This window comes from Enterococcus sp. DIV0802b (assembly GCF_050543535.1).
Taxonomy (GTDB): Bacteria; Bacillota; Bacilli; order Lactobacillales; family Enterococcaceae; genus Enterococcus_D; species Enterococcus_D entomosocium.
Map to the genome: position 1 here is coordinate 1,164,777 of NZ_CP172941.1, position 26,036 is coordinate 1,190,812.

Below are 26,036 nucleotides of genomic sequence, written 5' to 3' on the forward strand. Positions count from 1 at the left end.
TATTCCATGTTTGATTTTGCAAAAAAAGAATTTGAGAAACAATATGATTCCAAAATGACAGTGAAAATGAACCAGCAGGTCAAGGAAGGGACTATAACAAAATCTAAATGGGTTGCTGTAAATGGTCTGAAAGATATACCTTGTCGCATCTCGAAAAAACAGATTACTCCAGTTAGTGAGGGAGAATTTGCAGGTATCTCTTATTCAATTTCCTTGTACTGCGACCCATTACTGGAAATTGAACCCGGGAGTCGCATATCTATTACTGATCTTTATGGTGTAGTAAGAGAGTATAAACGCTCATCAGAAGGATTTTCTAGTTACAGAACACACCAAGAGATTTCAATTGTAAGGGATGATAAAGCATGAGTTCGGATTTCATTTATGACGAGTTTTTGGCTTTTGCTAATAAGTTTCATAAGAACTTGCAAGAAGAAACGTTTATTGTCGATGTCATGAATAAACTAGGAAATATTATGATTCGAGAAGTGAAAATGAAAACGCCAGTCGGTAAATATGATAATTCTGTATTTTTCGTCTCAAATGGAAAGCTGCTTGTTTTTGAAGCTGGTAGCACAGCACGAACAGGTGGAGAATTGAGAAGGAATTGGATCCTTGACGGTGTGGAAAGTACTGGTGATGGATATGCTGTTACGATCTCAAACAATACGGAATATGCATCATATGTTGAGAACGGTCATAGGAAAGCAGATCATTCTGGATGGGTGGAAGGCCAGTTCTTCTTGAAGATCACGATGGAAGAAATTCTCGATCAATTACCAAAAATCGTTGGTCCGGCGTATGAAGAATATTTGAGAGGATTTGGTTTTTCATGATCGATGTAACGTTAGCAATTGCAAACGAACTTTCTAGAATCGTTCCTGATGCGGTCATCTACCGGGAAAATCAGGAACAAGGATTCCAAGAGCCGTCTTTTTATATCTACGAAATCATGGCCGATAGTAAGGGCGAATTGATGTCATATGAGAATCGCAAACATCTATATTGTGTGATGTGGTTTCCTGATACAACAAAAGATGATCCTGGTGTGAAAGAGCAGTGCGAAAAAATGCGTAGCAAGCTACTAGATGAGTTTAATCGTCTGGACGTCTTATCTGTTGGTTTATTAAATAGAGAGGCTAAAATCGAATCTGGGACGCTCAATTTTACATTTAAAATCAGATATAGAGTTGCTTTTGATAATGAAACATCAAAAATAGACTCATTTGAACAAAAAGGAGGTTTGAAAAGTGGCAAGACCTAAAAAAGCAATTACAGAGGCAACAGTCGAGAGTATTGGAGAAGAGATTGCGAATGAAGAAATCAGTGAAGAAAAAAAGTTTCCTAAAGAGGATGTTATTCGTTCAGCAGATTTTTCTCCAATTGATCGAGATTTTTTAAGCGGCTACTTAGAAGATAAGAAATACACAGTGGCTGAGGCTAAACAGGCCTTAAATAAAATAAAAAAAGGAGTTGTAAATTAATATGGCAGGTGGAACATGGACTACACAGAATAAAGTACGACCAGGAGCATATGTTAACGTTCGTTCCAATGGAAATGTCGGGACATCTGATTCAATTACAGGAGTAGTGGCTTTGCCATTGGCTCTAGATTTTGGGCCAGAAGGCGAAGTCATTGAAATTAATGTTAGTTCAGATCTGACTAGATTTGGATACGACCTAACACACGAAAAACTTTTGCTGCTCCGAGAAGCATTGAAGCAAGCTGCAACTGTATTACTTTATCGAGTGGGTAGCGGAGGAAAAGCAGCAGCTGTCGAAGGATCGTTATCAGTTACGGCACTATACGGTGGAACAAGGGGAAATGACATCAGTGTTATTTCAAAAGAAAATGTAAATATTACTGGAGCTTTTGATGTTGAGACATATCTTGAGGGCCGATTGATTGATTCTCAGACGGTAAAGACGATCGGAGAATTAATCAATAATCGGTTAGTTTCTTTCACTGGCGAAGGAGATTTAACTGCTTTCTCGATTGTCTTAGAAAATGGATCTAATACTGCAGCAACGGCGAATGACTATATGACTTTCTTTAGCAAGATTCAAGTATATGATTTTAATACCATTGCTTTGCCAGTCAAAGATGAAGTTACAAAGGCTGCGGGCGCTTCTTTTATCAATCGCATGAGAAATGAAGAGGGCAAAAAGTGCCAATTAGTAGTTGCGGGTTATGCGGCTAATAGTGAGGCTGTTATCAACATTAAGAATGGTGTAGTGCTGTCAGATGGCACCTTAATTTCTCCCGAACAAGCAACAGCATGGGTAGCAGGAGCTTCGGCGGCAGCGGGTGTTGCGACATCGCTAACTTACAAAGCTTATGATGGCGCTACTGATGTAACACAACGGTACTTAAATTCGGAGATCATCACTTCACTGCAGAATGGTGAATTCGTATTTACAGAAAAACGAGGATCTGCTGTTGTTGAGCAAGACATTAATAGTTTACGCTCATTCACTACCGAAAAAAGCCGAGACTTTGCTAAGAACCGTATTCTTCGAGTATTGGATGATATTGCTAATAACTCAAAGAAAACATTTGAAGATAATTTCATTGGAAAAGTAAATGCAGATCAGGACGGCAGAGAGTTATTCAAAGCCGATCGTATTAGCTATTTCAATTCATTGCAAGGAGCAGGAGCAATCACGAATTTCTCTGCAGATGATGTTGTGGTAGAAGCAGGAAATGATAAAGATTCTATTGTACTTAATGTACAGGTTCAGCCAGTAGACGCTATGGAAAAACTTTACATGACAGTGCAAGTCTTATAAGAAAGGGGAATAAAAGAATATGCCATTTTTAAAAGCTGGTGACGTGATTTCTGGTCGTGAAGGAACCGCCTTTATGACCATTGATGGCCGGAATATTCCGATGTTTTGGTTAAAAAATATTGAGGCTAAAGTTGAGTTAATCAAAACAGAAGTTCCGGTTTTGGGTAAACGAATGAATCAACAAAAAGTAACTGGGGCTAATGGTACTGGATCAATGACAATTCACAAAGTAACCAGTGAATTTGCAGCAATCGGTATCAACTACCTTAAGTCGGGAAAGATTCCTGATATCACAATTAAAATTACAAATGATGATCCCAATAGCACCATAGGTCGGCAATCGACGCTTATCAGTGATGTTATTTTTGATTCTATCGTTATTGCGAAGCTAGATATCGAATCAGAAACATTAGATGAAGATGTTGACTTTACATTTGCAGACGCTGATTTACTAGATCAGTTTGTTGAACCATCACTAGGATAATTTAGGAGGAGACACACATGGATATCAAAAGTTTTATGATTGAAGCACAAGGCGGAACAAAAGAGGTCGAATTTGATCGGTTTGAAGAACCATTTGTTATTGAAGCAATTTCAGAAACCGAAAATGATCGCTTGAAAAAAGCGAGCACCTCTAAACGGCGCAGTAAATCAGGAAATACTATCAAAGATCTTGATACTGATCGATATGCAGACGCTTTGCTATCTCGATGTGTAAAAACGCCTGACTTGCACAATGCAGAACTGCAAGCTTATTTTAAAACGGACGGATCGGCTTCTGATACATTGAAAGCAATGTTGCTTGCAGGCGAATATGCAACACTATCAAAAGAAGTATTAGAGCTTAACGGTTTTGATGAGGATGAAGAAGATCTTAAAGAAGATGTAAAAAAATAATGGAAGACGGCGAATCCGGTGAGTTTTGGTATGCATATCATGCGTACCATCGCAATGGGATGACGCCGTCTATTTTTTCAAATCTTCCCAAAAGAGAAAAAGCAATCGTTATGGCTTTCATAGATATCAATATTGAAGCAGAAGAAAAGGCTAATAAAAAAATGAAGAAGTAGGTGGATTCTATGACATCTCTAGAAGCGAGCTTAAAGCTTCGAGATCAATTCACCGCAGTTCTCAAAACAATCGATAGCGCCTTAAATCATACAACGCAAACCATGAGTTCATTTAAGCAAAAAGCAGCTGGTCCGGCTCAAGCATTACAGCAAATGGCCACAGCAGCTGCTAATGCTGTTAGTAAGATGAATTCAAGTATTCGAAGTGGATTAGATGTTGTGATGAATGTGGTTCGCTCGACTACCGAGAGAATCTTAACGCTATTCGGGAACTTCGGAAATCAAATTTCGACGAAGCTAAATCTTGGAGGTGTGACCTCCAAAATATCTTCAGCATTTAGTGGAGTGACCAATAAAATTTCATCTGTATTTTCTGGTCTAGGAAAAATAGCAGGATCCGCTTTTAGTTCAGTGACGTCTGCTGCTAAGAGTTTTGGTTCAGGAGTATCATCAGTATTTACTTCAGTGATTGGGCATGCTAAAAATTTTGGCAGTAACCTAGGCAATGCATTTAATGGCGCGAAAAATTCGTTCAAGCAGTTTGGCCACGATTTAAAATCAGGCTTTTCAGGAATCAAAGAATCTACAGGACAAGCAACAAATGGTGTGAAAAGTTTTGTTGCTGCTATTGGCTTGATGAAAGCTGCAAGTGCAATAGTGAATACTGTCAAAAGTTCGATTGATGGAGCAATTGATCGTTTTGATACGCTGAATCAATTTCCTAAAATGATGCAAGCTGTTGGCTTTAGTGCCGATCAAGCCGCAACTGCAAAAGATAAGCTAGTGGCGGGGATCGATGGATTGCCAACTACTTTAGGTGAGGTTGTAAGCACTACACAGCGAATTGCAACAATGACCAAAGATTTAGATGGGGCGACTAAAACAACATTGGCCCTGAATAATGCATTCTTGGCTTCTGGTTCAGATTCTGCAAAAGCCTCGCAAGGGCTAGAGCAATATATTCAAATGCTCGGCAAAGGCGAAGTGGATATGCAATCTTGGCGATCGCTTCAAGATACTATGGGGGTTGCTCTAAATGAAGTTGCTGAATCTTTTGGTTTTGCTGGTCGTTCTGCTCAGAATGATTTGTACAAAGCCTTGCAAGAAGGAAACATAACTTTTGATCAGTTCAACAACAGAATCATTGAAATGAGTGAGGCAACTGGCGGATTTGCAGAACGTGCTTTAATTGGTTCTGAAGGTATTAAGACGAGCTTTAAGAATATCAGAACAGCTGTTACGAACGGCGTTGAGGGTTCCATAAGGAAAATAGATTCCTTAGTTGAAAAGATTACCGGGAAAAATATTGCTAAAAACTTAGATGGTGTGAAACAAAAAGTTAAAGATGTTTTCGCAGCGATTAATGGAAACGATGAAAAGACTGGTCTGTTGGATCGTTTGCCAGGAATGATTGAAAAGGTTACTCCTTATGTGAACGTATTGAAAGGCGCCTTTAATGATTTGAAAGGACCGATTGGCGATGCAATCAATGCAGTCAAGAAAAGCCTGTCCGAATTAACAGGATCCTTTGGTAGTCAAAAAAGCGTGGCTAGCTTTCAATCGTTTGTTGATGGAATAACGGAGAGTATATCTAAACTTGCAGGTTTTGTTGAAAAACATTCAGATTCAATTGCTAAATTAATTTCATTGTTACCCAAATTAGCAGCTGCTTTTATTGGGTTTAAAATCGGCAAAGGAGTTTTATCACCATTCCTTACATTTGGGAAAGGATTAACCACTGTCTTATCCGCTACTGGTAAATTAGGTGGTAATTTGGCTGGTAACTTTTTAAGTATTTTTGGTTTTGGAAAGAGCAAACCCGGGAGCGATCCTTCGGGTGGCTCCGACATGGGTGCAAAAACCCTAATTAGTCCATTAAATACTTTCTTAAATACAATGAACGGTTTTGCAAAAGGCGCAACAAACCTAACGCTTGTTTTTGGAGTTATTTTATTGATCAAGCAAGCAGCCCAAGCTCTCAAAGAAGTAAGTGAGAAAATTCCTGATAATTTGGCTATGCTATCAGTGAAACTGGGAATGATGGCAGCTGCATTGGCTGGTATGGGTGTTTTTGTTGCCGCTGCAGGACTAATTGCTAAAAGAAATCCAAGCGCTGCAATAGCGGGTTTGGCAACTGTTGCTGCACTATCAGGAAATATTATTTTGGCAGCAGAAGCTATGAAACAAATTGACTCAAAAGTACCTACTGATATAGCGTCTTTTGGTGCAAAACTTGGAAACATGGCAATTGCACTTGGCAGCATGGCGGCTATTGTGGGAATTGCGGGTGTACTGGCAAATCTCAATCCTTCAACTGCAGTAGCTGGATTGGTGGTTGTTGCTGCGCTAAGTGTTGAATTAATCTTAGCAGCAGAAGCTATGAAACAAGTGAATAATAAGGTTCCAAGCAACATAGGGGATTTCGCTTCTAAAATTGCAAATATGGCGATAGCTATTGGTAGCTTATCTCTGCTGGCCGGCATCATAGGATCAGTCATGGCTACAGGAATTGGCGGAGCAATCATTACAGCGGGTCTGTTAGCAATCGCAGCCGTTGCCGCTGATTTGATTCTTGTTGCTGAAGCAATACAACAAGTCCAAAACAAGGTCCCTGATGATCTGTCTGGAGTAAAAACAAAGATCGACAATATTGCTGAAGTAATTGGATATTTTTCTGACAAAAATTTGGGCAATATCTTCAGTGTGTTTAGTAATGCTGTAGGTATGCTAAATACTGCAGTAGTCGTATCTAACTTATCGAAGTTTGTTGAAATTGGTAACGCAATGATCGATCTTCAAACAGTAGTTTTTTCAAGAACAGCTGTGATGGGGGCAATTGAAGACATTCAATACTGCATGGATGCTTTGACCAATGGTAGTTTCATAAGCAAGTTTGGAGCTTTAGCTAATAGCAGCTTAGACACTGGGACAACCTTTAATGTAGAGAAAATAATCGATACCCTAATTCAAATTGGTAATAGTTTTCAGAAATTGGAGTTAGTTTTATTTACTCGAAGCGCAGTTGAAAAATCTATTCTTGATATTCAAAGTGCAATTGATTTATTGACTAGTGGAAGTCTATCAACAAAATTGAGTAATTTCATAGGCAGTGGTTTTGACAGTGGAACTGTCAATAAGGTCTCTGAGACTATTGATACGCTGATAAAAATTGGAAATCAATTTGTTAAGCTACAATCAACTGTTTTCTCTGCAAACGCTGTTCAATTGGCTATCGATGATTTGCAAAAATGTATCGATATGCTGACTGGAGGTGGTTTGTGGGATAAACTAAAAAACTTTTTTGGAAGTAAAATTGACACAGGTACCTTGAACGAAGTCAGTCAAGCGATAGACGTACTGATTCAAATTGGTCAAAAATTTTCAAGTCTGCAAGGTGTTCTGTTTACACCAAGTGCAGTTCAGCAAAGTATTACAGCAATTAATGATGTTATTGAGACTATCGGCACTTCTTCTATAGGGAATTGGATAGGTACAATGGTTAAATCATCACAATTGGGGGAAGTTGTTTCTACAATTTCTCAATTGACCCTTGTACGTGACGCCATAGCTAATTTCGGGAGTGGAGAAATCAATACACAAGGAATTGAAGCAGCAATTACTGCAATCGATTCAGTAATTCAAAAGCTGAACACTTTACCGGAAACTGCTGATATTGGCGGCTTACAAAACATGATCGGTGTTTTACAATCCTTAGTAAGTCAGTTTGATGCTGTAGTAGCAGCTACACAAGCAAGCATGACAGGAATGGATGGGCTATCAGCTAATTTCAGTTCCAATCTTTTATCAATGCAAAGCAATACTACAGCTACAATGAGCGCAATTCAGTCGGCAGGTACTTCTGGGATGGCAGCATTTACTTCAGCTATTGCTAGTGGAATGGCTGCTGCATCGAATGCGGCACGATCCGGAAATGCTCAAATTGTTAGTGCTTTTTCATCGTTGAGGAGCCAACTGTTTTCTGCCGGTTCTTATGCGATGTCTGGTTTAACTGCCGGGATTCAAGCAGGTGCAGGATCAGCAATCGCAGCAGCGCAGTCGGTAGCAAGTCGTGTGGCGTCAACGGTTCGTAGTGCATTAGATATCCATTCACCTTCACGAGTTATGATGGCTATTGGCGGATTTGTATCTGAAGGATTGGCTAATGGTATCCTTGCGGCTCAGAACTTAGTGCAAAAGGCAAGTGACGCACTGGCATTGGCAACAATTCCGGATCAGTTAGCGACAGTTGCTGCAAACGGGACCGTAACAAGCAGTGTTCATGTTGATGATGAAGATATTTCTCGTCTAAAAGCTTCAACAAGTTCTACGGTAGTGGTCCAACATAAGCAAGTAGTACCTCAAGTTACGATTCACATTGACAACAAGGATGGAGAGCCAATTGATGAAGAAGCTTTACTTCAAAAATTTGAAGATAAAGTAATTGAGTTAATTGATGCGGATCTAAGTTAGGAGGCATGTATGGCAATTAAATTCTATTTAGAGATTAGTGGGAAGCGTTACATGCTTCCTGTTAATCCTAGTTCAATAAAAGTCGATGTTCCAAGTAGAAATGAATCAAATGAAGTTGTAAAGCTGGGAGAGATCACCCAGTTTGCTGTCAAAGGATTAAAATCAGCATCCTTTGATTGTTTTTTTCCTGCAAGCAAAGACAATCGTTTTGTTATGAATGGAAGTTCTTTTTTGCCACCAGGAGATTATGTTTTGCTTTTAGAAAAAGCTATGGACAGCCAAAAGGCAATCAGATTTATTGTAACTGACACAAAAATTAACATGCTTGTTTCAATAGAATCATTCTCATGGTCTATTGTTGATGCAACAGGGGATATTGAATATTCACTTTCTCTAAAAGAGTATAGAGAGTATGCTGCTAAATATGTAAAAACAGTAGCAAAGCAAGTAAGTCGACAACCAGCAAGACCGACCGTCACTCAAGAGATCACAATTGGGTGCACAGTGATTGTCAATGGCAGACTACATCGAGATTCTTATGGATCAGGTCCTGGGCTAACTGAGGTTAATGCTACCAGAAAAGTAAATTTCATCGCAAAAGGTCGTAGTCATCCCTACCATGTAACACTAACAAATGGAGGATGGCGTGGATGGGTTACCGCTGGAAGTGTGAGGAGAATCAAATGAGCTTACAGATTCTTGAAACTAGTATAAACAATCGGGAAATGTACGATATTTCAGAAATAGCGAGCGATCCAAGATGGACAACCGGAACATCGTCCCAGCCGGGTAAATTTGAGTTTTCTGTTAATGTTGATAAGGTTGTTTTTATTCGTAGTGGAGATATTATTGAGGCTAAAAGTGATGGCAAGACTTTCTTTAAAGGAAAGGTCTTTATTAGGCGGAAAAGCAAATCCATGTTGTGGCAAATCATTGCATATGACAATATGCGATATTTAAAAAATGAGGATACCCTTGTTTTTGGTGCCTCTAGTGTGGCTAACAGATTTAAAAAAATATGTGAAACACAGGGCTTAAAATATAAAGTCTTAGACCAAGTGCCGTATAATTGTCCAGCAGCAGTTATGGATAATAAAACCTATTTTTCTATGCTAGAAGATTCGTTAGAAGACACAAGGATTAACTACAGCGGTATGCGTTATGGTATTAGAGATAACGCTGGAACATTAGAGTTTTTTTCTTATAATCGTATGATCACAAAGCTTGTTATCGGTGATAATTCACTTATGACAGATTATGATTACGAAGCTTCAATTGATGATTCGGCAAATGCAGTCAAAGTTATTCGAGAGGATTCTGAAAAAAAATCTCGGGAAGTCTATACGGCCAGTCATTCTGGAAATATAGAAAAGTGGGGGCGGCTGCAAATCGTTGAGACAGTAAGCGATGCTGATTTAAACTCATCCCAATTGCAACAAAAAGCAAATTCTTTGTTGCGTGAAAACAATAAAGAAGTTAAAACCTTGGGATTAGAAGCTGTAGGTTCATTTGAAATCCAAGCAGGAAACAGCTTCATCTTAAGGGTTTCTGATTTACAAAAAGATGGAATAGGAAACGATAGTCTAGCTCTAGTGACTTCTTGCGTGCATAATCTAGGCAAGGTTCATACAATGAGTCTACAAGTAGAGGTGGTAGCATAATGGCTGGAGAAAAACTTGCAAGAGTCATTAAAGATAATAGACCTCGAGAGAGCGAACTATCGGACATGATATACGGTCTAGTAACTAGTGTGAGTCCACTTACAATTCGCGTTGATAATCGTTATAGTGTTGGGAATCAACATTTGATTTTATCACAGATGGTTAGGGATCTATCAGTATCGGTTACGATAGATGGAAAACAGGGGACTGCTCAAGTATTTCGCCCACTACAAATCGGGGACCATGTTCGTATGTTAAGAGTGAGTAAAGGACAAAAATTTTACGTTTTGGAAAGGAGCTAATGAGATGGATGAAGAGATGATTGAACAACTACCATCGAGGACTTATCGTGTTCTTAACGGTAGGATTGCTGGATGGGTTGATGATTTAGACGCAATTAAACAATCCATCGATAAGATGCTACATACCGAACGTTTTACGTGGCCTATTTACACAGATAACTACGGAATTGAATTACAAAATCTAATTGGCCAAGATATTGATTTAGTTATTTCAGAAATCGAGCGTGTAATTACAGAAACAGTATCTACTGATGAGCGAATTATTGGCTTGGAAAATTTCTCAATCACACAAGAAAGCAGAAGTTCAATTCTGGTTTCTTTTTTTGTGTCGACTATTTACGGCCAAGTAAAAATTGAACAGGAGGTGAATGTAGAGTGAATCCAGAAGAAATCGGACAGTATTTGGAAGCTTATGATTATGATTACTTTATCAATAAGGCCTTATCAAAAGTTCCAGAAGGCATTGATACAAGAGAAGGATCGATTATTTACGATGCTTTAGCCCCAACATGTTATCAACTAGCAGAATTTATGATGCAGCTGAAAAATATTTTACTCGAGACATTTGTATCAACAGCCACAGGTCAATATCTTGACTATCGAGCTGAAGAAGCGGGTTTGAGTCGTATCCAAGCAACGAAATCTATTGTACGTGCAAAATTTAAGAAAGCAGATGGAAGTCCATTTTCTTTAGCGATTGGAAGTAGGTTTTCTTCCACTGGAGATGATCTAGTTTATTATCGTGTGATTGTTGAAGAATCCGAACCTGGCACCTATCGATTGCAAGCTGAGACTGAAGGGGAGGTAGGAAACAAATTTATTGGAACCTTACTACCATTGGATAATTTTAACGGATTAGCTGAAGCTGTTTTGACGGAAATTCTGATTCCAGCTAGAGACACTGAATCGGATGACGATTTAAGAAAGCGAATTATAGAAGCTAAAGAAGTTGTAACTTTCGGTGGAAATATCTCTGACTATTACTATTTAACATCTGGCATCGATGGAGTTGGAGCGGTTCAAGTTTATCCGGTCTGGAATGGAGGAGGAACCGTCAGATTGGTTATTTTAGATGATTCCTACCATTCTGCTTCTTCGGTTCTAATTGATCGTGTCCAACAACTGATTGACCCTACAAAGGATGGCCAAGGACTAGGATATGCGCCGATTGGCCATAAAGTAACTGTTGCTGGTCCAACTCAAAAAGTTATTGATGTTTCTTTTGAATTGACTCTTAATTCCGGAATTACCTATCCTCAGGTTGAAGCACAAATAAAAAGTGTAGTAGCAGATTATTTTGACAAGGTCAGAAAATCATGGGATGAGCGTAGCGAGTCAGGATACGAGAGTTGGGTTTTTCGTTCCCAAATTACTGCTGCAGTTTTGTCAGTATTAGGCGTGGCAAATGTTCAATCCTTAAAGTTGAACAATGTAGAAGCAGATATGCAAATGGAGCTATCTGATATGAAACAGGAATTACCAATGCTTGGGGAAGTGAGTGTTGTATGAGTCTTAAGGAATTAGCACCAGATTGGTATGAAAATATCAAAGAGTTTAATATCTTATTTGATGTTGAAGACAAATTGATTCAAGAAACGAATGAAAATATCAATAAAGTCAAGCAAAATCAATGGATTCAAACAGCTGATGAACAAACGATATACTTTCATGAGCAACTTTTAGGAATCCTTGTTAATCCGGAAACAGAAGACCTAGAATTTAGAAAACAGAGAATCTTAAATCGATTGCAATCTACGCCACCGTTCACGGTCTCATATTTACAAGATCATTTAAATAGAATTTTTGGGAAAGAAAACTATTTACTAATTATTAACTATGATGATTATCAAATGGTTCTAGAAACAGCTGCAGAAAATGCGAATTGGTTTTTGGAAGCTCAAACAATCATTCATAAAGTAAAACCCGCTAATATTGTTTATATACAAAGTCCCACTTACCTCCAGGAGATTACATTAGTTGAAACAGGTGCAATCGCACCATTAACCTATTTTAGACTTGGGAAAAGCAGAGTGGGCAGGGACCAACTGCTAAGACGATCAGAAGAGAGCGAGGTGATTCTTCAGTGATTACTGAGATTATGAAGTCAAAAGTCAATCTTGAAATAAAAAAAATGATTACCAGTATCCGATTAAATGATGAGGTTCTCATTAGTGAATTTAGCTCGGTATCTGAGGGAGCTATACTGCTGATTGAGTTCGAAGTTCCGGAAGAAATTTCAATTTTGAGGAAGTTGGAATTCTATGATGAAGAAACTCTTCTATCTGAATGTAAAGTATACGTTCCGATTAATGGAAATACATTGTTTAAGTATCGAATTGAGGTGAAATAGATGGTAAAACAATGGAAAAATGAAGACATTATTTATCCTGAAGATGCCCAGCGGTGGGAAGACGGATTAGAGGATGCCAAACAAAACAACAGTCAAAATACTACTAATCTTAAAAATCATACGGATAATAAATCAAACCCTCACAATGTGACAGCGGCACAAACTGGAGCTTATACGAAAGCTGAAGCGGATGTCAAAGATGCAGCTATTCTCTCAGGTGCAAAAGCATACACGGATTTACACTCTGTGAAAAAAGATAATCCGCATGGGGTAACCGCAGGGCAAACTGGAGCTTATACGAAAACCGAGGTTGACGAGAGGAATACATCAACGTTAAGTGCAGCAAAATCATATTCTGATACAAAAAAGAGTGAATCAGCAGCTTACACTGACCAAAAAATAACTTCGGCAAAATCAGAAATTCAGTCTGGATCAGTTGCTTCCGCCAATAAATTAACAACGGCAAGAAAAATAGCGGGGATTGATTTTGACGGAACTAAGGATATCTCCATTCCTGCCAATAATGTTGGTGCATATACAAAAGAGGAAGCGGATAGCAAGGTAGCAACTGTAAAGAGTGAGATTAGTTCTGGAAATGTTGCAACTGCGACTAAACTACAGACTGCAAGAAGAATCAATGGTACAACGTTCGATGGCACTTCTGATATTACAGTCAAAGCTGTCCCTCAAACAGATACCATTCCAGAGAATGCGGATTTGAACGACTATAAAACAGTCGGATTCTATGGTTGTTCTCTCAATGTGACAGCAGCGACTATCAAGAACGTGCCAGCACAAGTAGCTTTTAGTTTAGTTGTTATGAATGCGGCTAATACATCAATTACTACTCAGATTTTTTCAGAATATACGACAAATGCTGGTACGAAAATGTGGATAAGGCGTTGTTACACAACTACATGGGGGAGTTGGTATCAAGTTGCTGTAGCCGACGGAACTTTACAATCTGGTTTGTTTGCACAAACCGCAAGCAAGCTTAGTTCCGAAAGAACTATTTCTTTATCTGGTAGTGCAACAGGTTCGGTTGCATTTGATGGATCTAAAAATGTCACAGTTGGTGTTTCGATTGCTGATAATAGTCATAAACATACCATAGCAAATGTGACTGGACTTCAAGAAAATTTAAATAGCAAAACAAATGTTAGGGGGCACTCCAATAGTACAGTGACTCAAATAAGTAGCACCAATTTGAATGATCTTGCTGAGTCTGGAATTTTCATGGGGAGCACTATGGCGAATGCTCCTGATACTGGATGGTGGTATATCCAATCTATGGTTCACAATGCAAATTATATTACTCAGGTGGCGTATCGATTAAATAGTACAGATCAAAAGATAAGGATCCGTATTAAAAATAATGGAACGTGGCAGGCATGGCAGACTTTTGCTTTAACAACTGATATTGCTCCTGCAGCATCAAAACTTGCAACTGCTAGAACAATTTCCTTATCAGGTGGAGCAACAGGATCAGCATCTTTTGACGGATCTGGAAACATATCAATTGCAACTACACTTGCTGGCAACGCTCCATCTGCTACAAAGCTTGCAACTGCAAGAAGCATTGCCGGTGTTTCTTTTGATGGGACGAGTAATATCGCGATAGCTGCGGGCAATGTTGGAGCTTATACAAAGGCAGAAGTTGACTCTAAATTAGAAGAAGTGGCTGATCCAAGTTGGATTGATGTTAGTCAATATTTAACATCGTCTTTTAAGGTATATAATTCAAGTGCAAATTCGAAAGTTGTTATTCAGAGGATTAATAAAACATCCTTATTGATCGCTGGCGTGGTTTCTCCAACAAAAACCTTAACATTTACCAGTAACGCTCAAGAGTATGACTTAATATCTGTGCCGAAATCAATACTTGGTATTACCAACAATTGGTCATTTGCTCCAGCTGTAGAACAAGCCAGTGGCACACAAATATGGTTGTTGGGAATGAGCGGTGATACTAACAATCTAATCTTCAAAATGTCTAGACATCGGTATGGAACGACTTGGACAAATTGTAATGCCGGAGACTGGTTGCCATTCAATGGTATTGTACGATTAGTATTGTAGAGGGGAGAAACAGCTATGGATAAAAAGAAAGAAAGGTTCTCTACGCTATACAAGAAAATAATCCTTGAAGACAAAGGGTATATGAATGAAGAACTAAATGAATTATTTGAAGATATACTTGCAAACGAGTTTGATAATAATCCTGAACTCATGAGTGATTTTATTCAATCAATCGTAGATGAAAATACTGAACGCGAACCATCTGACTTGGATAAATTAAAGCTGGAAAACGAATTATTGCGTCAAGAGATGGCAATTACTCAAGATGCTTTGTTGGAAATATCGGATATGATTTTATCAAGATAAGGAGGGATGATCTATGTATTCAGCACTACAAATGTTATATGCATCTCATATTGTTGAAGGAAAGCGCACTATTGAAAGTGTACCTGCTTCGATTCGTGAAGATGTTGCAGAAATCGTTGCAAGCGCAAAAAAGCAAGAAGAAACCAAATAATCGGATATGTAGTGGTTGGAGCAATCAGCTTTTTAGTTGGTTGCTTTTTATTTTAGGAAAGCAGGTGGCATATGCACGAGTATATCAATGAGGGCCAGGAAACACTTGATTGGGCAGTGAGAAACAATCAAGTGTTTTTAGTGATGTTCTTACTTGTCTTTGCAATATTGCTCTATGTGCTATACAAAGCATATCGCATGATGATTACTGAGCGATCAGAAGCAAAAGCAGAAAGGACAAAGTTTCTGGACACATTGGACAAACAACAAGATCTAATCAGTGAGCAACAACGATTGCTTGAGGATGAGAAAAAGTTATTTGAGGCAATGAACAAAACTGTCAATGATATCAACATGAAAATGGACGTTGTTTTACACAGAAAGGATTGAAGAAAATGGATTTAAATTTTTTACAAGAGTATTTAGTGCCAGTTATTGTAGTAGGTTGTCTAGTAGTAGGATATGTAATTAAGTCAACACCGGTATTCGCGGCTGTGGCTAACGGTTATATTCCTGTGATTGTCATTGTTCTAGGAGCAGTTCTAGGAGCAATCATCAATGGTTTGACAGTAGAAGGGATTGTCTACGGTGCAGTGAGCGGTATCGCTTCAACAGGGATGCATCAATTGTTTGTACAACTCTTAAATTTAGGAAATAGTGAACAGAAAACAGATTATGGTGATGGCCAATCAGAAACAGAAAACCTAATGAATAAAGACGAAGAGTAGTCAATTGACTGCTCTTTTATTTTAGAAAGGATGATATTAAATGAGTATCAAATCAGTTCATGCAGGTCATGGAGGACGTAAAAACGGAAGCTCTTGGACAGATCCAGGGGCAGTTGGTTGTGTTTATAAAGAAGCAGACGTTGCTCGTACGATTACAGCTATGATGGTAAATAAAGCTGGATTAAAAAATGTTACTGATAATGCAGGAACAACTGCAAATGCGATTGTAAATAACGTTGCGAACAATATCAATAAGTGTGCCGATGGTTGGCATATCTCCAATCATTTGAACGCTTTTAACGGATCAGCAACAGGAGTAGAAGTGTTGTACGGTTCGTCTGCCAGCAAAGCTACTGCTGCTAAACTCTCCGCAGCGATTGCTAAAGCATTAGGATTAGTGGATCGTGGCGCTAAAGATGGAACATGGTTAGGAATTGCACGTAATTCGGGAGCCGGAAAGAAAGTTCTCTTGATTGAATGGGGATTTATTGACAACAAGAAAGACATGCAAGCACTGATGGCTAAAATGGAGAAAGCTGTTGATGCTGCATTGGCTGTATTTGGATATGCCACAAACTCATCAAATAATAACGCAGCTACCAATAAGCCCTCTACTTCCACAACCAGTTTCAAAGTGGGAGACAAAGTGAAGATTGTTGATGCACTTTACAAAGATAGCACAGGAGCTGGACGCTCGACTGCTAGTCGGGGTAAAACAGGAACAATCAAGCGTGTAGTCAGCGGAAATAAGCCATATCTTGTCGATAGTCTAGGTTGGGCGCATAAAAATGACATTCAGTTGGTGACAACCAGTAATGTCTCACACAAGGTTGGCGATACTGTAACCGTTCAAAGTTTCGCAACAAACTATCAAACTGGACAAAAGATTCCTTCTTGGGTCAAAGGACAGAAGTACAAAATTAAGCAAGTGAAATCTGTCAATCAATCTAAATCTAAGAAGGCCTATCTTCTTGAAGGAGTGAACTCTTGGTTCCTTGAACAAGATCTTAAGTAAGTCGCAGAAGAAAAAACCTCGCTTGAAGTAGATAAGCGAGGTTTTTTTATTTGATTTCATGTATGGTGGATCAATTTTTTTAAAAGTCGCTCCAGTCCTTATTTTCAGAAGAAGCCATTTCTTTTTCTCTTCGTTCGAGATCTCTTCTGCGTTGTTCCAGTTCCAATCTCCGCTCTCGCTCATTAAGTTCTTCTTCTTCCCTCAGTCTTTGTTTGTTTGCTCTCATTTTCGGAATATAGATGATAGCGAGTATAATTCCCAATATTACGAAGAAAACTAGTAAATAAGGTGCAACCGCCATCAGAAAACTACCTATTAATAGAAAGCCGATTACTCCTCCACAGCCACTACCACAGCCACATCCGTTATCTTCTGTGACTATATATCTCTTTGCCATTATTTTCCCCCTTGTCATTTTTTCTTTATTGTACCAGAAAAAAATTATATAAGAGAACATTTTTCTAACTCGGGATTCTAAGACATAAATAAATGTGCAAATAAATTAATCATAAATCGGCGAATACCGACAACTAGTAATTAAAGATAATAAAGATCACTCTCTCTAATGTATTCAAACTAGTCATATTGCTGATTTGTCAAAGAGTATTGAACAAAAATAAGCTTCCATGGTAATAAAATAGCCCGCTAAGGCGAGCTTGTACATAGATCATGTTCGTTTTACTTGCGCTAACCAAGTTTATCCTATAGATTAGTAGGTGCGTGCAATACTCTATGAGGAGTATTAGGCGGTAATGCTTGGGGAAGTGTGCCTAGTACTCTTCGATTTTTATATTCTATCATGATTACTACTTAATAGATATTATTGATTAGAAAACCGTCATAGATTGGTTGAGTTTAATTAATAAAAGATGTAATCTAGATTCATACCCAAGTTTTTTTCGTTTACTCTTTCGAGATCCACTCTATTATAGCTAGGGTGGATTTTTTGTTGAAATAAAAACTATGTTCTTGTAGAATGAAATCATAGCCTTAACCGGGGCTATTTCATTTTATATCTTTTTTCAGGCCCACTCTCCTTGAGGGTGGGTTATTTTTGAGCAAAAGGTTTGAATAAATTTTAGATTGCTCATATAATTAATTTACCATATAAAAAAACTTTTTTATCTAATTGTGCCACTCCTCCTCGGGAGTGGTTATTTTTTTGTAAAAAAAAGCACAGCATATTCTCATATGCCGTGCAAGTGGAACTATGTTCCGTCATCATAACAATCATCATATAGCAATTTACTGAATAGGAAAAGTAATACGCTTATCGAACATTGATATTTTCAAATTCAATCATAATCTTCGTCTTGCCAATCACCGAATACTTCCTAACAACAAATTGTTTCCTACTATTATACTCTCCAGCAACCACAACCTGCATTCCTTCATCCACATCTGCCAAAAAGTTCAAACTGTGTGCAGCAATTAAGCAATTTATATTATTCAGCGAGAACCGCACTAAAGGGGTCTTGCTCATCTTTAACACACGTATCTTCGATACAGAGCCTTTCATCGATTTCATAACAATCGCCTCCATAAAGTTGTACATAATAGCGACAATCCGTTTTACCTAAAGTGACAGCAACATAAAACTCGACACATTTTGCGCCGTATAAAGCTTCCTGTGACTCAGAAATACTGTACGGAAAATCATTTATAAACTCAGAAAGAGATAGGTAGCCTTGCTCGTATTGGCTGATGATATTCATATCAATTTCCGCCGGGTTTATACTTTATATTAGGATCGTATTTTCGGAGAATTTTGTCTTGGGTCCTAACGTGATCAAAAATATAGTTTTCGCCTTCGATTTTGAACACAAATGCTATTTCCTCTGGATAGCCACTGTAGCTTGAGGGGACGGTAAAGTAAGGTTTACCAAAGTTCTCCATAGTTTTTACGAATTGCTCGTAAAGAAGATGCGCTGGCCCCATTCGTTGAATGAACTCGTAGTAGTATCTTTCTAGTGCATATGTCCGTTGGTGCGCAAGTGGTATTTGCATATCAATCACTCCTTAACGAAATTATACGAACGAACGTTCTCGTTGTAAAGCGAACACCAGATTAATTATTTAGTTGTTTATGCTATTTAAAGGGGCAAAAAAGGGGCATAAACTGTCCACTAGTCCATACCAGTCAAATATTTATAACAGTATGCGATGCTAAATCCGCCTTATTTGATGCGGAAAAGCACCAGTGTATAGTAGTAGGAAAATGATTTAATTAAAAGACGCAGTGAAATAATTGAGTCTTGTAGAAACCCTTGAGTAATCAAGGGTTTTTTCTTTTGTCTAACTAGGGACTGCCACCATGCAGGCGGAACGAATGGGAAAAGAATCGGTTGTTATTGTCAGAAAATTCAAAATTATTTTTTGTTTTTCTTTTGATCTTAAAAAAACATGGGTTGCTGGCACACTTTAATTCTCAAGCAAGAATAAAGGTGATTTAAAAGTCATTTTTATCAAAACAAGCAAGTGATTAAATGACATCTGATGTGAGAAAGGGTTCCTTAGAATTGTCATTATTGAAAAAAAATTCAGAAAATTCGTTGACAAGTGATTTTGCAAAGGGTATATTGGTAAACAATTACAAGAACGTTACTATTTCTAATGAAGGAGCCATTTTCTATGCGCAATTTTAATCAATATTTATTAGTCATTATTATTGATACCAGGACTTAGAACACGGAAGCAAAAATTATCCGTTTGTTTGAGTCCTATTTGCGTAAGTAAAATGGGATTCTGGCAAAGCATCCCAGTTTTTTATAACCGGGATGCTTTTTTTTATTCCAAAATGCAGGAGATGATGAGTGTGAGAAGTGATCAAATTAAAAAAGGGATCGATGCAGCGCCAGCTAGGAGTCTGCTCTATGCCACAGGACAAGTTAAAAATATCCATGATATGAACAAGCCATTTATTGCGATATGTAATTCCTATATCGATATCGTGCCTGGGCATGTGCATTTACGGGAGTTAGCAGATATCGCAAAAGAAGCGATTCGTGAAGCTGGCGGCATCCCTTTCGAGTTCAATACAATCGGCGTAGATGATGGCATTGCTATGGGACATATCGGTATGCGATATTCGCTACCTAGCCGAGAATTGATCGCTGATTCTGCAGAAACCGTCATCAATGCCCACTGGTTTGACGGCGTATTTTATATCCCAAATTGTGACAAGATCACTCCTGGCATGATCTTAGCAGCCATGCGGACCAACGTACCAGGAATTTTTTGTTCCGGCGGTCCTATGAAAGCCGGCATTGATCCTCGGGGACATCAAATAACCTTATCTTCCATGTTTGAAGCCGTTGGGACGTACAAGACGGGTAATATGACAAAAGAAGATTTTGAGTTTATGGAACAAAATGCCTGTCCGACTTGCGGTTCCTGTGCAGGGATGTTTACTGCCAATTCAATGAACTGTCTCTTAGAGATCTTAGGATTGGCAATGCCAGGCAATGGTACGATCCTCGCCGTGTCTGAAGAACGACGAGAACTAGTTAGACAAGCCGCCTTTAAGTTGATGGATCTTGTTGAAAAACAAGTGAAACCTCGAGACATCGTGACCAAAGAAGCTATTGATGATGCCTTCGCTTTAGACATGGCGATGGGGGGGTCCACCAACACAGTGCTGCATACCTTAGCGATCGCCAATGAAGCTGAGATCGATTATGACTTAAGACGGGTCAATGAAATCGCTAAAAGAGTGCCTTATCTCTCAAAAATCGCGCCATCATCAGCCTATTCAATGCATGATGTCCATGAAGCCGGTGGGGTTTCAGCGATCATTCGGGAGCTATGTGATATCGAGGGAGCGATTCATCCCGATCGACCGACTGTTACCGGTAAGACGTTGCGAGAAAATGTCGCTGAAGCGAAGATCCACAACGAAGAAGTCATCCATCCGAAAGAAAATCCGTATAGTCCAGTTGGCGGTCTATCGATCTTGTACGGAAACATCGCCCCAGAAGGCAGTGTCATCAAAGTTGGCGGGGTCGATCCAAGTGTCCAAGTGTTCAAAGGGAAAGCGATCTGTTTTGATTCTCATGATGAAGCAGTCGCAGCAATTGACAATCATACCGTACAAAAAGGACATGTCGTAGTGATCCGCTATGAAGGCCCGAAAGGGGGGCCGGGAATGCCGGAAATGCTGGCGCCTACCTCAAGTATCGTTGGTCGTGGGTTAGGCAAAGATGTCGCCTTGATTACAGACGGCCGCTTTTCAGGAGCGACGCGGGGGATCGCAGTTGGACATATTTCTCCGGAAGCTGCAGCCGGTGGTCCATTAGGACTAGTCAACGATGGCGATGAGATCATTATTGATTTGCCAAATCGAACGCTAAATCTGCAAGTTTCAGAAGAAGAGCTTGCCAAGCGTGCGCAAGAACGACCGAAGTTTCGTTCAAAAGTAAAAAAAGGATGGCTTGCACGTTATACCGCTTTAGTGACCTCTGCGAATACGGGCGGGATTATGCGAGTACCTGATGAGGAGGAGTAGCAATGGGAAACATCGACTATCAAGCATCGCATCTAAGGACTGGCGCGCAAGTGTTAGTGGACAGCTTGCAAGAGCAAGGCGTCGAAATGATCTTTGGCTACCCGGGTGGCGCCGTCTTACCGTTATATGACCAATTATATGATGCAGCGATTCCGAATATTTTGACGCGTCACGAGCAAGGCGCGATCCACGCCGCTGAAGGCTATGCCAAAGCTACTGGCAATGTTGGGGTCGTTTTAGTGACAAGTGGTCCAGGTGCTACGAATGTCGTTACTGGCATTGCCGATGCTATGAGCGATTCCGTACCGTTGGTGGTTATCACGGGACAAGTGGCCGTACCAGGAATTGGCAAAGACGCTTTTCAAGAAGCGGATATTCTAGGTATCACGTTGCCGATCACGAAACACAATTACCAAGTCCGTTGTGTGGATGACTTACCGAAAGTGATCGCTGAAGCCTTTCACATCGCTTCAACTGGGCGTAAGGGACCTGTTGTGATCGACCTTCCGAAAGATATTACATTGCAAGAAACCGCTGAAACCTGCTCATTGCCGATCACAAGGAAAAGTTATCAACCGAATGCAGAGCCTTCCCGTCTGCAAATTGAAAAATTGATGCACGTTTTAGAAAAAGCACAGCGACCAGTGGTACTGGCGGGTGCAGGCGTGATCGCGGCTGAAGCTGCGGCTGAATTAAATGCATTTATTGCCAAGTACAAGTTGCCGACAGTCACAACGTTGCTCGGCTTAGGCTTACTGCCAAATGATCATCAATTTTTCTTGGGCATGGGCGGTATGCATGGAACGTATGCGGCGAACATGGCTTTATCAGAAGCCGATTTGATTATCAATATCGGCTCTCGCTTCGATGATCGCTTAGCGACTGCCGGCAGTCAGTTCGGTAAGCAGGCCATCGTTGCTCATATCGACATCGACCCGGTGGAGATCGGCAAGATTGTAGAGACAAAGATCCCAATCGTCGGCGATGCCAAGGCTGCTTTGAAACAGATGCTACGGTATCCGCCAACTAGAGGAACGTGGTCTGCCTGGTCGGATCTATGCCAAACACGGAAGACGGAAAAACCTTATCGCTATGATCGCACTCAAGCACAAGAAATCAAACCGCAAAAAGTCATCGAAGAAGTAGGGCGTTTGACCAAAGGAGAGGCTTACGTCATCACCGATGTTGGGCAGCATCAAATGTGGGTCGCGCAGTATTATCCGTTTCGCTTTCCTAAGCAGTTGATCACCAGTGGCGGACTAGGCACGATGGGCTATGGTATCCCTGCGGGAATTGGCGTCCAATTTGCTCATCCAGAAAAAATGGTCGTGGTGTTTGTTGGCGATGGCGGGTTCCAAATGACAAACCAGGAATTTGCTATTTTGAATGAGTATGGCTTGAATGTCAAATTTGTTTTGTTGAATAATCGTTCGTTAGGAATGGTCCGCCAATGGCAAGAAACATTTCATGGCAAACGACGCTCTGCCTCTGTTTTTGCACAGCAACCTGATTTTGTTAAACTAGCACAAGCTTATGGCATCGAAGGCTGTCGGATCGATGAACCCACTCAGCTTTCTGCTATGCTAGCGGAAGCTTTTGCACATACGGGGCCGCAACTGATCGAAGTAATGGTCTCGCCCTCAGAGCATGTGTTGCCGATGATCCCACCGGGGAAAGCCAATCATGAAATGATGGGGGTCTAAGGGGATGAAACGGGTATTAGCAGCAATCGTCCATAATGAAGCAGGTGTTTTGAGCCGCATCACGAGTGTCTTAAACCGCCGGCAGGTCAATATCGAGAGTATTTCTGTCGGCACAACGGAACGGCCAGAGTTTTCACGAATGACGATCATTGTCAACGTGAACGATTTGGCAGAAACAGAACAAGTGACCAAGCATTTAAATAAACAAATAGATGTCTTGAAGGTTTCTGATATTACAGAAGTTCCTCATATCGAACGAGAGCTGGTGCTGATCAAAGTCAATGCACCAAAAACTAGCCGCTCGGAGATCCAAGCAGTGATTGATCCGTTTCGAGCGCACATTGTCGATGTCGCACTGAAAACGATCGTTGTGCAAGTTGCCGGTGATACGAAAAAGGTAGAAGCATGCATCGAAGTTTTGCGTCCCTACGGGATCAAACAGTTGGCACGAACGGGTGTCACTGGCTTTACAAGAGGGTAAGTGCAATTTTGAATTGCTTAAAATAAAGAAAGAATTCGGAGGAAACAAGTATGGTAAAAGTATATTACAACGAGGAAGTTACAGATAATCTAGGAGACAAGAAGATTGCGATCGTCGGCTACGGCTCTCAAGGGCACGCTCATGCGCAAAATTTACGGGACACAGGTCATGAAGTCTTTATCGGCATTCGTGAAGGAAAGTCAGCAGAAGCTGCAAGAAACGACGGATTTGAAGTCTTTCCAGTAGCCGAAGCCACTCAAAAAGCGGACGTAGTCATGATCTTGGCACCCGATGAGATCCAAGGATCGTTGTATAAAAATGAGATCGAACCGAATCTTTCTGCCGGCAATGCATTAGCATTTGCGCATGGTTTTAATATTCATTTTGATGTGATCGCGCCGCCAGAAGAGGTGGATGTGTTCCTAGTTGCGCCTAAAGGACCGGGCCACTTGGTGCGTCGAACCTTTACCGAAGGGTTTGCGGTGCCAGCCTTATTTGCAGTCTATCAAGATGCGACTGGCAACGCACAAGCGACAGCTTTATCTTATGCAAAAGGCATTGGTGCCACACGGGTCGGCGTTTTGGAAACGACCTTTAAAGAAGAGACCGAGACCGATCTTTTCGGGGAACAAGCCGTACTTTGTGGCGGTTTGACCAGCATGATCGAAGCTGGCTTTGAAACATTGGTAGAAGCCGGGTACCAACCGGAATTGGCGTATTTTGAAGTTTGTCATGAATTGAAACTGATCGTTGACTTGATTTATGAAGGAGGATTCAAAAAAATGCGCCATTCGATCTCGAATACGGCAGAGTATGGCGACTACGTTTCCGGTGCTCGGGTGATCACCGCACAAGCCAAAGAAAACATGAAAGCCGTATTGACAGATATCCAAAATGGTCAATTCGCGAAAGGATTCATTGAAGACAATCAAAATGGCTTCCCTGAATTCTATAAAATGCGTGAAGAAAACGGCAACCATCAAATTGAAAAAGTCGGCAGCGAGTTACGGAAAATGATGCCGTTTGTTGCGAAAGATTAGAGGTGGCGCGTTTGTTGGTGACAGTTTCTGCAATCGAACAAGCATATGAACGACTGCGGGGAGCAGTTAGTCATACACCGCTGCAGTATGATCGCTTTTTATCTGAAAAATACCAAGCGACGGTTTTGTTGAAGCGAGAGGACTTGCAAAAAGTCCGCTCCTTCAAATTACGAGGTGCCTACTATGCGATCACCCAAGCAGATCCTGTGCAGACCAGTCGTGGCGTCGTCTGTGCCAGTGCTGGAAATCATGCCCAAGGCGTTGCTTATACCTGCCAAGAACAGCAGATCCATGCGGTCATTTTCATGCCAACAACGACGCCGCAACAAAAAATCGCGCAAGTTCTCTTTTTCGGCGGCGACTACGTCAAAATCGAATTGGTGGGAGATACCTTTGATGCGGCGGCGCAGGCTGCCAAACAATTTGCAAAAGAAGAGCAAATGGCTTTCATTGCTCCTTTTGATGATCCCAATATTATCGCAGGACAAGGAACAGTAGCCGTGGAAATGTTGGCGGATGCTGAAAAAAAACAAGTATCGATCGATTTGGTGGTGGCAGCCATTGGTGGCGGTGGTTTGATCAGCGGGACCGCAGCCTATTTGAAAGAAAAGCAGCCAAATATAAAAGTTGTTGGAGCAGAACCTGTAGGGGCCGCCTCGATGCAAGCAGCCTTTGATCATCAAGGACCGGTGGCTTTAGAGCATATTGAAACCTTTGTCGATGGTGCGGCAGTCAAACAAGTCGGAGCTCAGACCTATGCCCATGCCAAACGCTATGTGGATCAATTGGTAACGGTGGAAGAAGGTGCAATCTGCCAAACGATTCTAGAATTATACAGCAAACAAGCGATCGTCGCTGAACCAGCTGGTGCCTTGAGCGTGGCAGCTCTGGATGAGATCAAAGAGCAAATCAAAGGCAAGACGGTCGTCTGTATTGTGAGTGGTGGTAACAATGATAGTTCCCGCATGGCAGAGATCGAAGAGAAATCACTGATTTATCAAGGATTGAAACATTATTTTATCGTCAATTTCCCACAACGTCCCGGTGCGTTGAAGGAATTTGTTAGCCATGTATTAGGGCCTGATGATGATATCACGAGGTTTGAATATACGAAAAAAATCAATCGTGGAACAGGACCAGTAATGCTGGGAATCTTGTTGAAACAAAAAAACGATCTACCCGCATTACTGTCACGAATTGAACAGTTTGATCAAGGCTACATCAACCTTCAGCAAAATCAATCACTTTACTCGCTTTTGGTTTAGAAAAAAACATGGTTTCCTTTGTAATACAGGAAACCATGTTTTTTGCTTTTTGGCATAGAATCATGGGACAAATCGGCGAAAATACTTCCTAATGGTTAGCGATTTAGTAGGTGTTTCAGCGG

The 26,036-nt window shown here is 40.4% G+C and carries 30 protein-coding genes and 2 pseudogenes; 28 read left to right on the forward strand and 4 right to left on the reverse strand.

Translation table 11 applies throughout. The features are described 5' to 3' along the window. The first annotated feature begins 6 nt into the window (after positions 1–6). The 23 genes and pseudogenes from IGJ12_RS05570 to IGJ12_RS05680 all read left to right on the forward strand — a co-directional run. The gene (locus tag IGJ12_RS05570; protein ID WP_317720932.1) at positions 7–369 is read left to right on the forward strand and encodes a hypothetical protein; all 363 of its coding nucleotides are present in this window, start codon (positions 7–9) and stop codon (positions 367–369) included. Next, positions 366–836 (forward strand): HK97 gp10 family phage protein, encoded by a 471-nt coding sequence (locus tag IGJ12_RS05575; RefSeq protein WP_101699395.1) that lies wholly within the window; start codon positions 366–368, stop codon positions 834–836. The genes IGJ12_RS05570 and IGJ12_RS05575 overlap by 4 nt, the downstream gene beginning before the upstream one ends. Then, a complete protein-coding gene (locus tag IGJ12_RS05580; protein ID WP_430619456.1) occupies positions 833–1,264 on the forward strand; it encodes a phage tail terminator family protein in 432 nt (143 codons plus the stop codon). The genes IGJ12_RS05575 and IGJ12_RS05580 overlap by 4 nt, the downstream gene beginning before the upstream one ends. Next, positions 1,251–1,484 carry a hypothetical protein gene (locus IGJ12_RS05585; protein WP_101699393.1) on the forward strand — a complete coding sequence of 78 codons (234 nt, stop codon included), beginning with the start codon at positions 1,251–1,253 and terminating at the stop codon, positions 1,482–1,484. The genes IGJ12_RS05580 and IGJ12_RS05585 overlap by 14 nt, the downstream gene beginning before the upstream one ends. Before the next feature lies 1 nt (position 1,485). Beyond that, a complete protein-coding gene (locus IGJ12_RS05590; RefSeq protein WP_101699392.1) occupies positions 1,486–2,790 on the forward strand; it encodes a phage tail sheath family protein in 1,305 nt (434 codons plus the stop codon). Positions 2,791–2,809: 19 nt separating this feature from the next. Then, positions 2,810–3,274: a phage tail tube protein gene (locus tag IGJ12_RS05595; RefSeq protein WP_429968139.1), complete on the forward strand. Its 465-nt coding sequence runs from the start codon at positions 2,810–2,812 to the stop codon at positions 3,272–3,274. Between the two features lie 17 nt (positions 3,275–3,291). Continuing rightward, on the forward strand, positions 3,292–3,687 hold the full coding sequence (locus IGJ12_RS05600; protein WP_249850305.1) for a phage tail assembly chaperone: 396 nt from the start codon (positions 3,292–3,294) through the stop codon (positions 3,685–3,687). Continuing rightward, complete coding sequence (locus IGJ12_RS05605; RefSeq protein WP_164888636.1) at positions 3,687–3,860, forward strand: hypothetical protein; 174 nt, start codon at positions 3,687–3,689, stop codon at positions 3,858–3,860. The genes IGJ12_RS05600 and IGJ12_RS05605 overlap by 1 nt, the downstream gene beginning before the upstream one ends. 9 nt (positions 3,861–3,869) lie before the next feature. Next, on the forward strand, positions 3,870–8,330 hold the full coding sequence (locus IGJ12_RS05610) for a tape measure protein (protein ID WP_430619457.1): 4,461 nt from the start codon (positions 3,870–3,872) through the stop codon (positions 8,328–8,330). Positions 8,331–8,339: 9 nt separating this feature from the next. Beyond that, complete coding sequence (locus IGJ12_RS05615) at positions 8,340–9,017, forward strand: hypothetical protein (RefSeq protein ID WP_430619458.1); 678 nt, start codon at positions 8,340–8,342, stop codon at positions 9,015–9,017. Further along, positions 8,981–9,991 (forward strand): XkdQ/YqbQ family protein, encoded by a 1,011-nt coding sequence (locus IGJ12_RS05620; protein WP_430619459.1) that lies wholly within the window; start codon positions 8,981–8,983, stop codon positions 9,989–9,991. Before IGJ12_RS05615 ends, IGJ12_RS05620 begins: the two co-directional genes overlap by 37 nt. Next, positions 9,991–10,293, forward strand: coding sequence for a DUF2577 family protein (locus IGJ12_RS05625; RefSeq protein WP_429968135.1), 303 nt, complete (start codon positions 9,991–9,993; stop codon positions 10,291–10,293). The genes IGJ12_RS05620 and IGJ12_RS05625 overlap by 1 nt, the downstream gene beginning before the upstream one ends. 4 nt (positions 10,294–10,297) lie before the next feature. Continuing rightward, positions 10,298–10,672, forward strand: coding sequence for a DUF2634 domain-containing protein (locus tag IGJ12_RS05630; RefSeq protein ID WP_429968134.1), 375 nt, complete (start codon positions 10,298–10,300; stop codon positions 10,670–10,672). Next, the gene (locus IGJ12_RS05635; RefSeq protein ID WP_429968133.1) at positions 10,669–11,802 is read left to right on the forward strand and encodes a baseplate J/gp47 family protein; all 1,134 of its coding nucleotides are present in this window, start codon (positions 10,669–10,671) and stop codon (positions 11,800–11,802) included. The genes IGJ12_RS05630 and IGJ12_RS05635 overlap by 4 nt, the downstream gene beginning before the upstream one ends. Then, positions 11,799–12,380, forward strand: a complete 582-nt coding sequence (locus tag IGJ12_RS05640) for a putative phage tail protein (RefSeq protein WP_429968132.1) — start codon at positions 11,799–11,801, stop codon at positions 12,378–12,380. The genes IGJ12_RS05635 and IGJ12_RS05640 overlap by 4 nt, the downstream gene beginning before the upstream one ends. Further along, a complete protein-coding gene (locus tag IGJ12_RS05645; protein ID WP_135172201.1) occupies positions 12,377–12,643 on the forward strand; it encodes a hypothetical protein in 267 nt (88 codons plus the stop codon). Before IGJ12_RS05640 ends, IGJ12_RS05645 begins: the two co-directional genes overlap by 4 nt. Continuing rightward, on the forward strand, positions 12,644–14,722 hold the full coding sequence (locus tag IGJ12_RS05650; RefSeq protein ID WP_430619460.1) for a hypothetical protein: 2,079 nt from the start codon (positions 12,644–12,646) through the stop codon (positions 14,720–14,722). Between the two features lie 15 nt (positions 14,723–14,737). After that, complete coding sequence (locus IGJ12_RS05655) at positions 14,738–15,028, forward strand: hypothetical protein (RefSeq protein ID WP_429968130.1); 291 nt, start codon at positions 14,738–14,740, stop codon at positions 15,026–15,028. A gap of 13 nt (positions 15,029–15,041) precedes the next feature. After that, entirely contained in the window at positions 15,042–15,179 is a 138-nt protein-coding gene (locus IGJ12_RS05660) for a CD1375 family protein (protein ID WP_171917632.1), read from the forward strand. Between the two features lie 71 nt (positions 15,180–15,250). Continuing rightward, entirely contained in the window at positions 15,251–15,568 is a 318-nt protein-coding gene (locus IGJ12_RS05665; RefSeq protein WP_313151546.1) for a hypothetical protein, read from the forward strand. Between the two features lie 5 nt (positions 15,569–15,573). Then, a complete protein-coding gene (locus IGJ12_RS05670) occupies positions 15,574–15,906 on the forward strand; it encodes a phage holin family protein (RefSeq protein ID WP_430619461.1) in 333 nt (110 codons plus the stop codon). Positions 15,907–15,946: 40 nt separating this feature from the next. Then, a pseudogene (locus tag IGJ12_RS05675) lies at positions 15,947–16,429 on the forward strand (N-acetylmuramoyl-L-alanine amidase); the annotation flags it as partial. 297 nt (positions 16,430–16,726) lie between these two features. Beyond that, a pseudogene (locus IGJ12_RS05680) lies at positions 16,727–16,918 on the forward strand (N-acetylmuramoyl-L-alanine amidase); the annotation flags it as partial. A gap of 82 nt (positions 16,919–17,000) precedes the next feature. On the opposite strand, the gene IGJ12_RS05685 reads toward IGJ12_RS05680, so the two are convergent. The 4 genes from IGJ12_RS05685 to IGJ12_RS05700 form a co-directional block, all read right to left on the reverse strand. Further along, positions 17,001–17,318 carry a hypothetical protein gene (locus IGJ12_RS05685; protein WP_430619462.1) on the reverse strand — a complete coding sequence of 106 codons (318 nt, stop codon included), beginning with the start codon at positions 17,316–17,318 and terminating at the stop codon, positions 17,001–17,003. A gap of 873 nt (positions 17,319–18,191) precedes the next feature. Next, the gene (locus IGJ12_RS05690; protein WP_430619585.1) at positions 18,192–18,449 is read right to left on the reverse strand and encodes a hypothetical protein; all 258 of its coding nucleotides are present in this window, start codon (positions 18,447–18,449) and stop codon (positions 18,192–18,194) included. Next, entirely contained in the window at positions 18,367–18,636 is a 270-nt protein-coding gene (locus IGJ12_RS05695) for a hypothetical protein (protein WP_430619463.1), read from the reverse strand. The genes IGJ12_RS05690 and IGJ12_RS05695 overlap by 83 nt, the downstream gene beginning before the upstream one ends. A 1-nt stretch (position 18,637) precedes the next feature. Then, positions 18,638–18,928, reverse strand: a complete 291-nt coding sequence (locus IGJ12_RS05700; protein ID WP_317722805.1) for a DUF5960 family protein — start codon at positions 18,926–18,928, stop codon at positions 18,638–18,640. A gap of 808 nt (positions 18,929–19,736) precedes the next feature. Here IGJ12_RS05700 and ilvD point away from each other — a divergent pair. From ilvD to ilvA, 5 genes are read left to right on the forward strand one after another with little or no spacing between them, the layout of a single operon-like run. Further along, positions 19,737–21,425 (forward strand): dihydroxy-acid dehydratase, encoded by a 1,689-nt coding sequence (ilvD, locus tag IGJ12_RS05705; protein WP_008381045.1) that lies wholly within the window; start codon positions 19,737–19,739, stop codon positions 21,423–21,425. 2 nt (positions 21,426–21,427) lie between these two features. Next, positions 21,428–23,128, forward strand: coding sequence for a biosynthetic-type acetolactate synthase large subunit (ilvB, locus tag IGJ12_RS05710; protein WP_430619464.1), 1,701 nt, complete (start codon positions 21,428–21,430; stop codon positions 23,126–23,128). A gap of 4 nt (positions 23,129–23,132) precedes the next feature. Further along, positions 23,133–23,609: an acetolactate synthase small subunit gene (gene ilvN / locus IGJ12_RS05715; RefSeq protein ID WP_430619465.1), complete on the forward strand. Its 477-nt coding sequence runs from the start codon at positions 23,133–23,135 to the stop codon at positions 23,607–23,609. A gap of 50 nt (positions 23,610–23,659) precedes the next feature. After that, positions 23,660–24,649 (forward strand): ketol-acid reductoisomerase, encoded by a 990-nt coding sequence (gene ilvC / locus IGJ12_RS05720; protein ID WP_008381047.1) that lies wholly within the window; start codon positions 23,660–23,662, stop codon positions 24,647–24,649. Between the two features lie 11 nt (positions 24,650–24,660). Further along, entirely contained in the window at positions 24,661–25,914 is a 1,254-nt protein-coding gene (gene ilvA / locus IGJ12_RS05725; protein WP_430619466.1) for a threonine ammonia-lyase IlvA, read from the forward strand. Positions 25,915–26,036 lie beyond the last annotated feature (122 nt).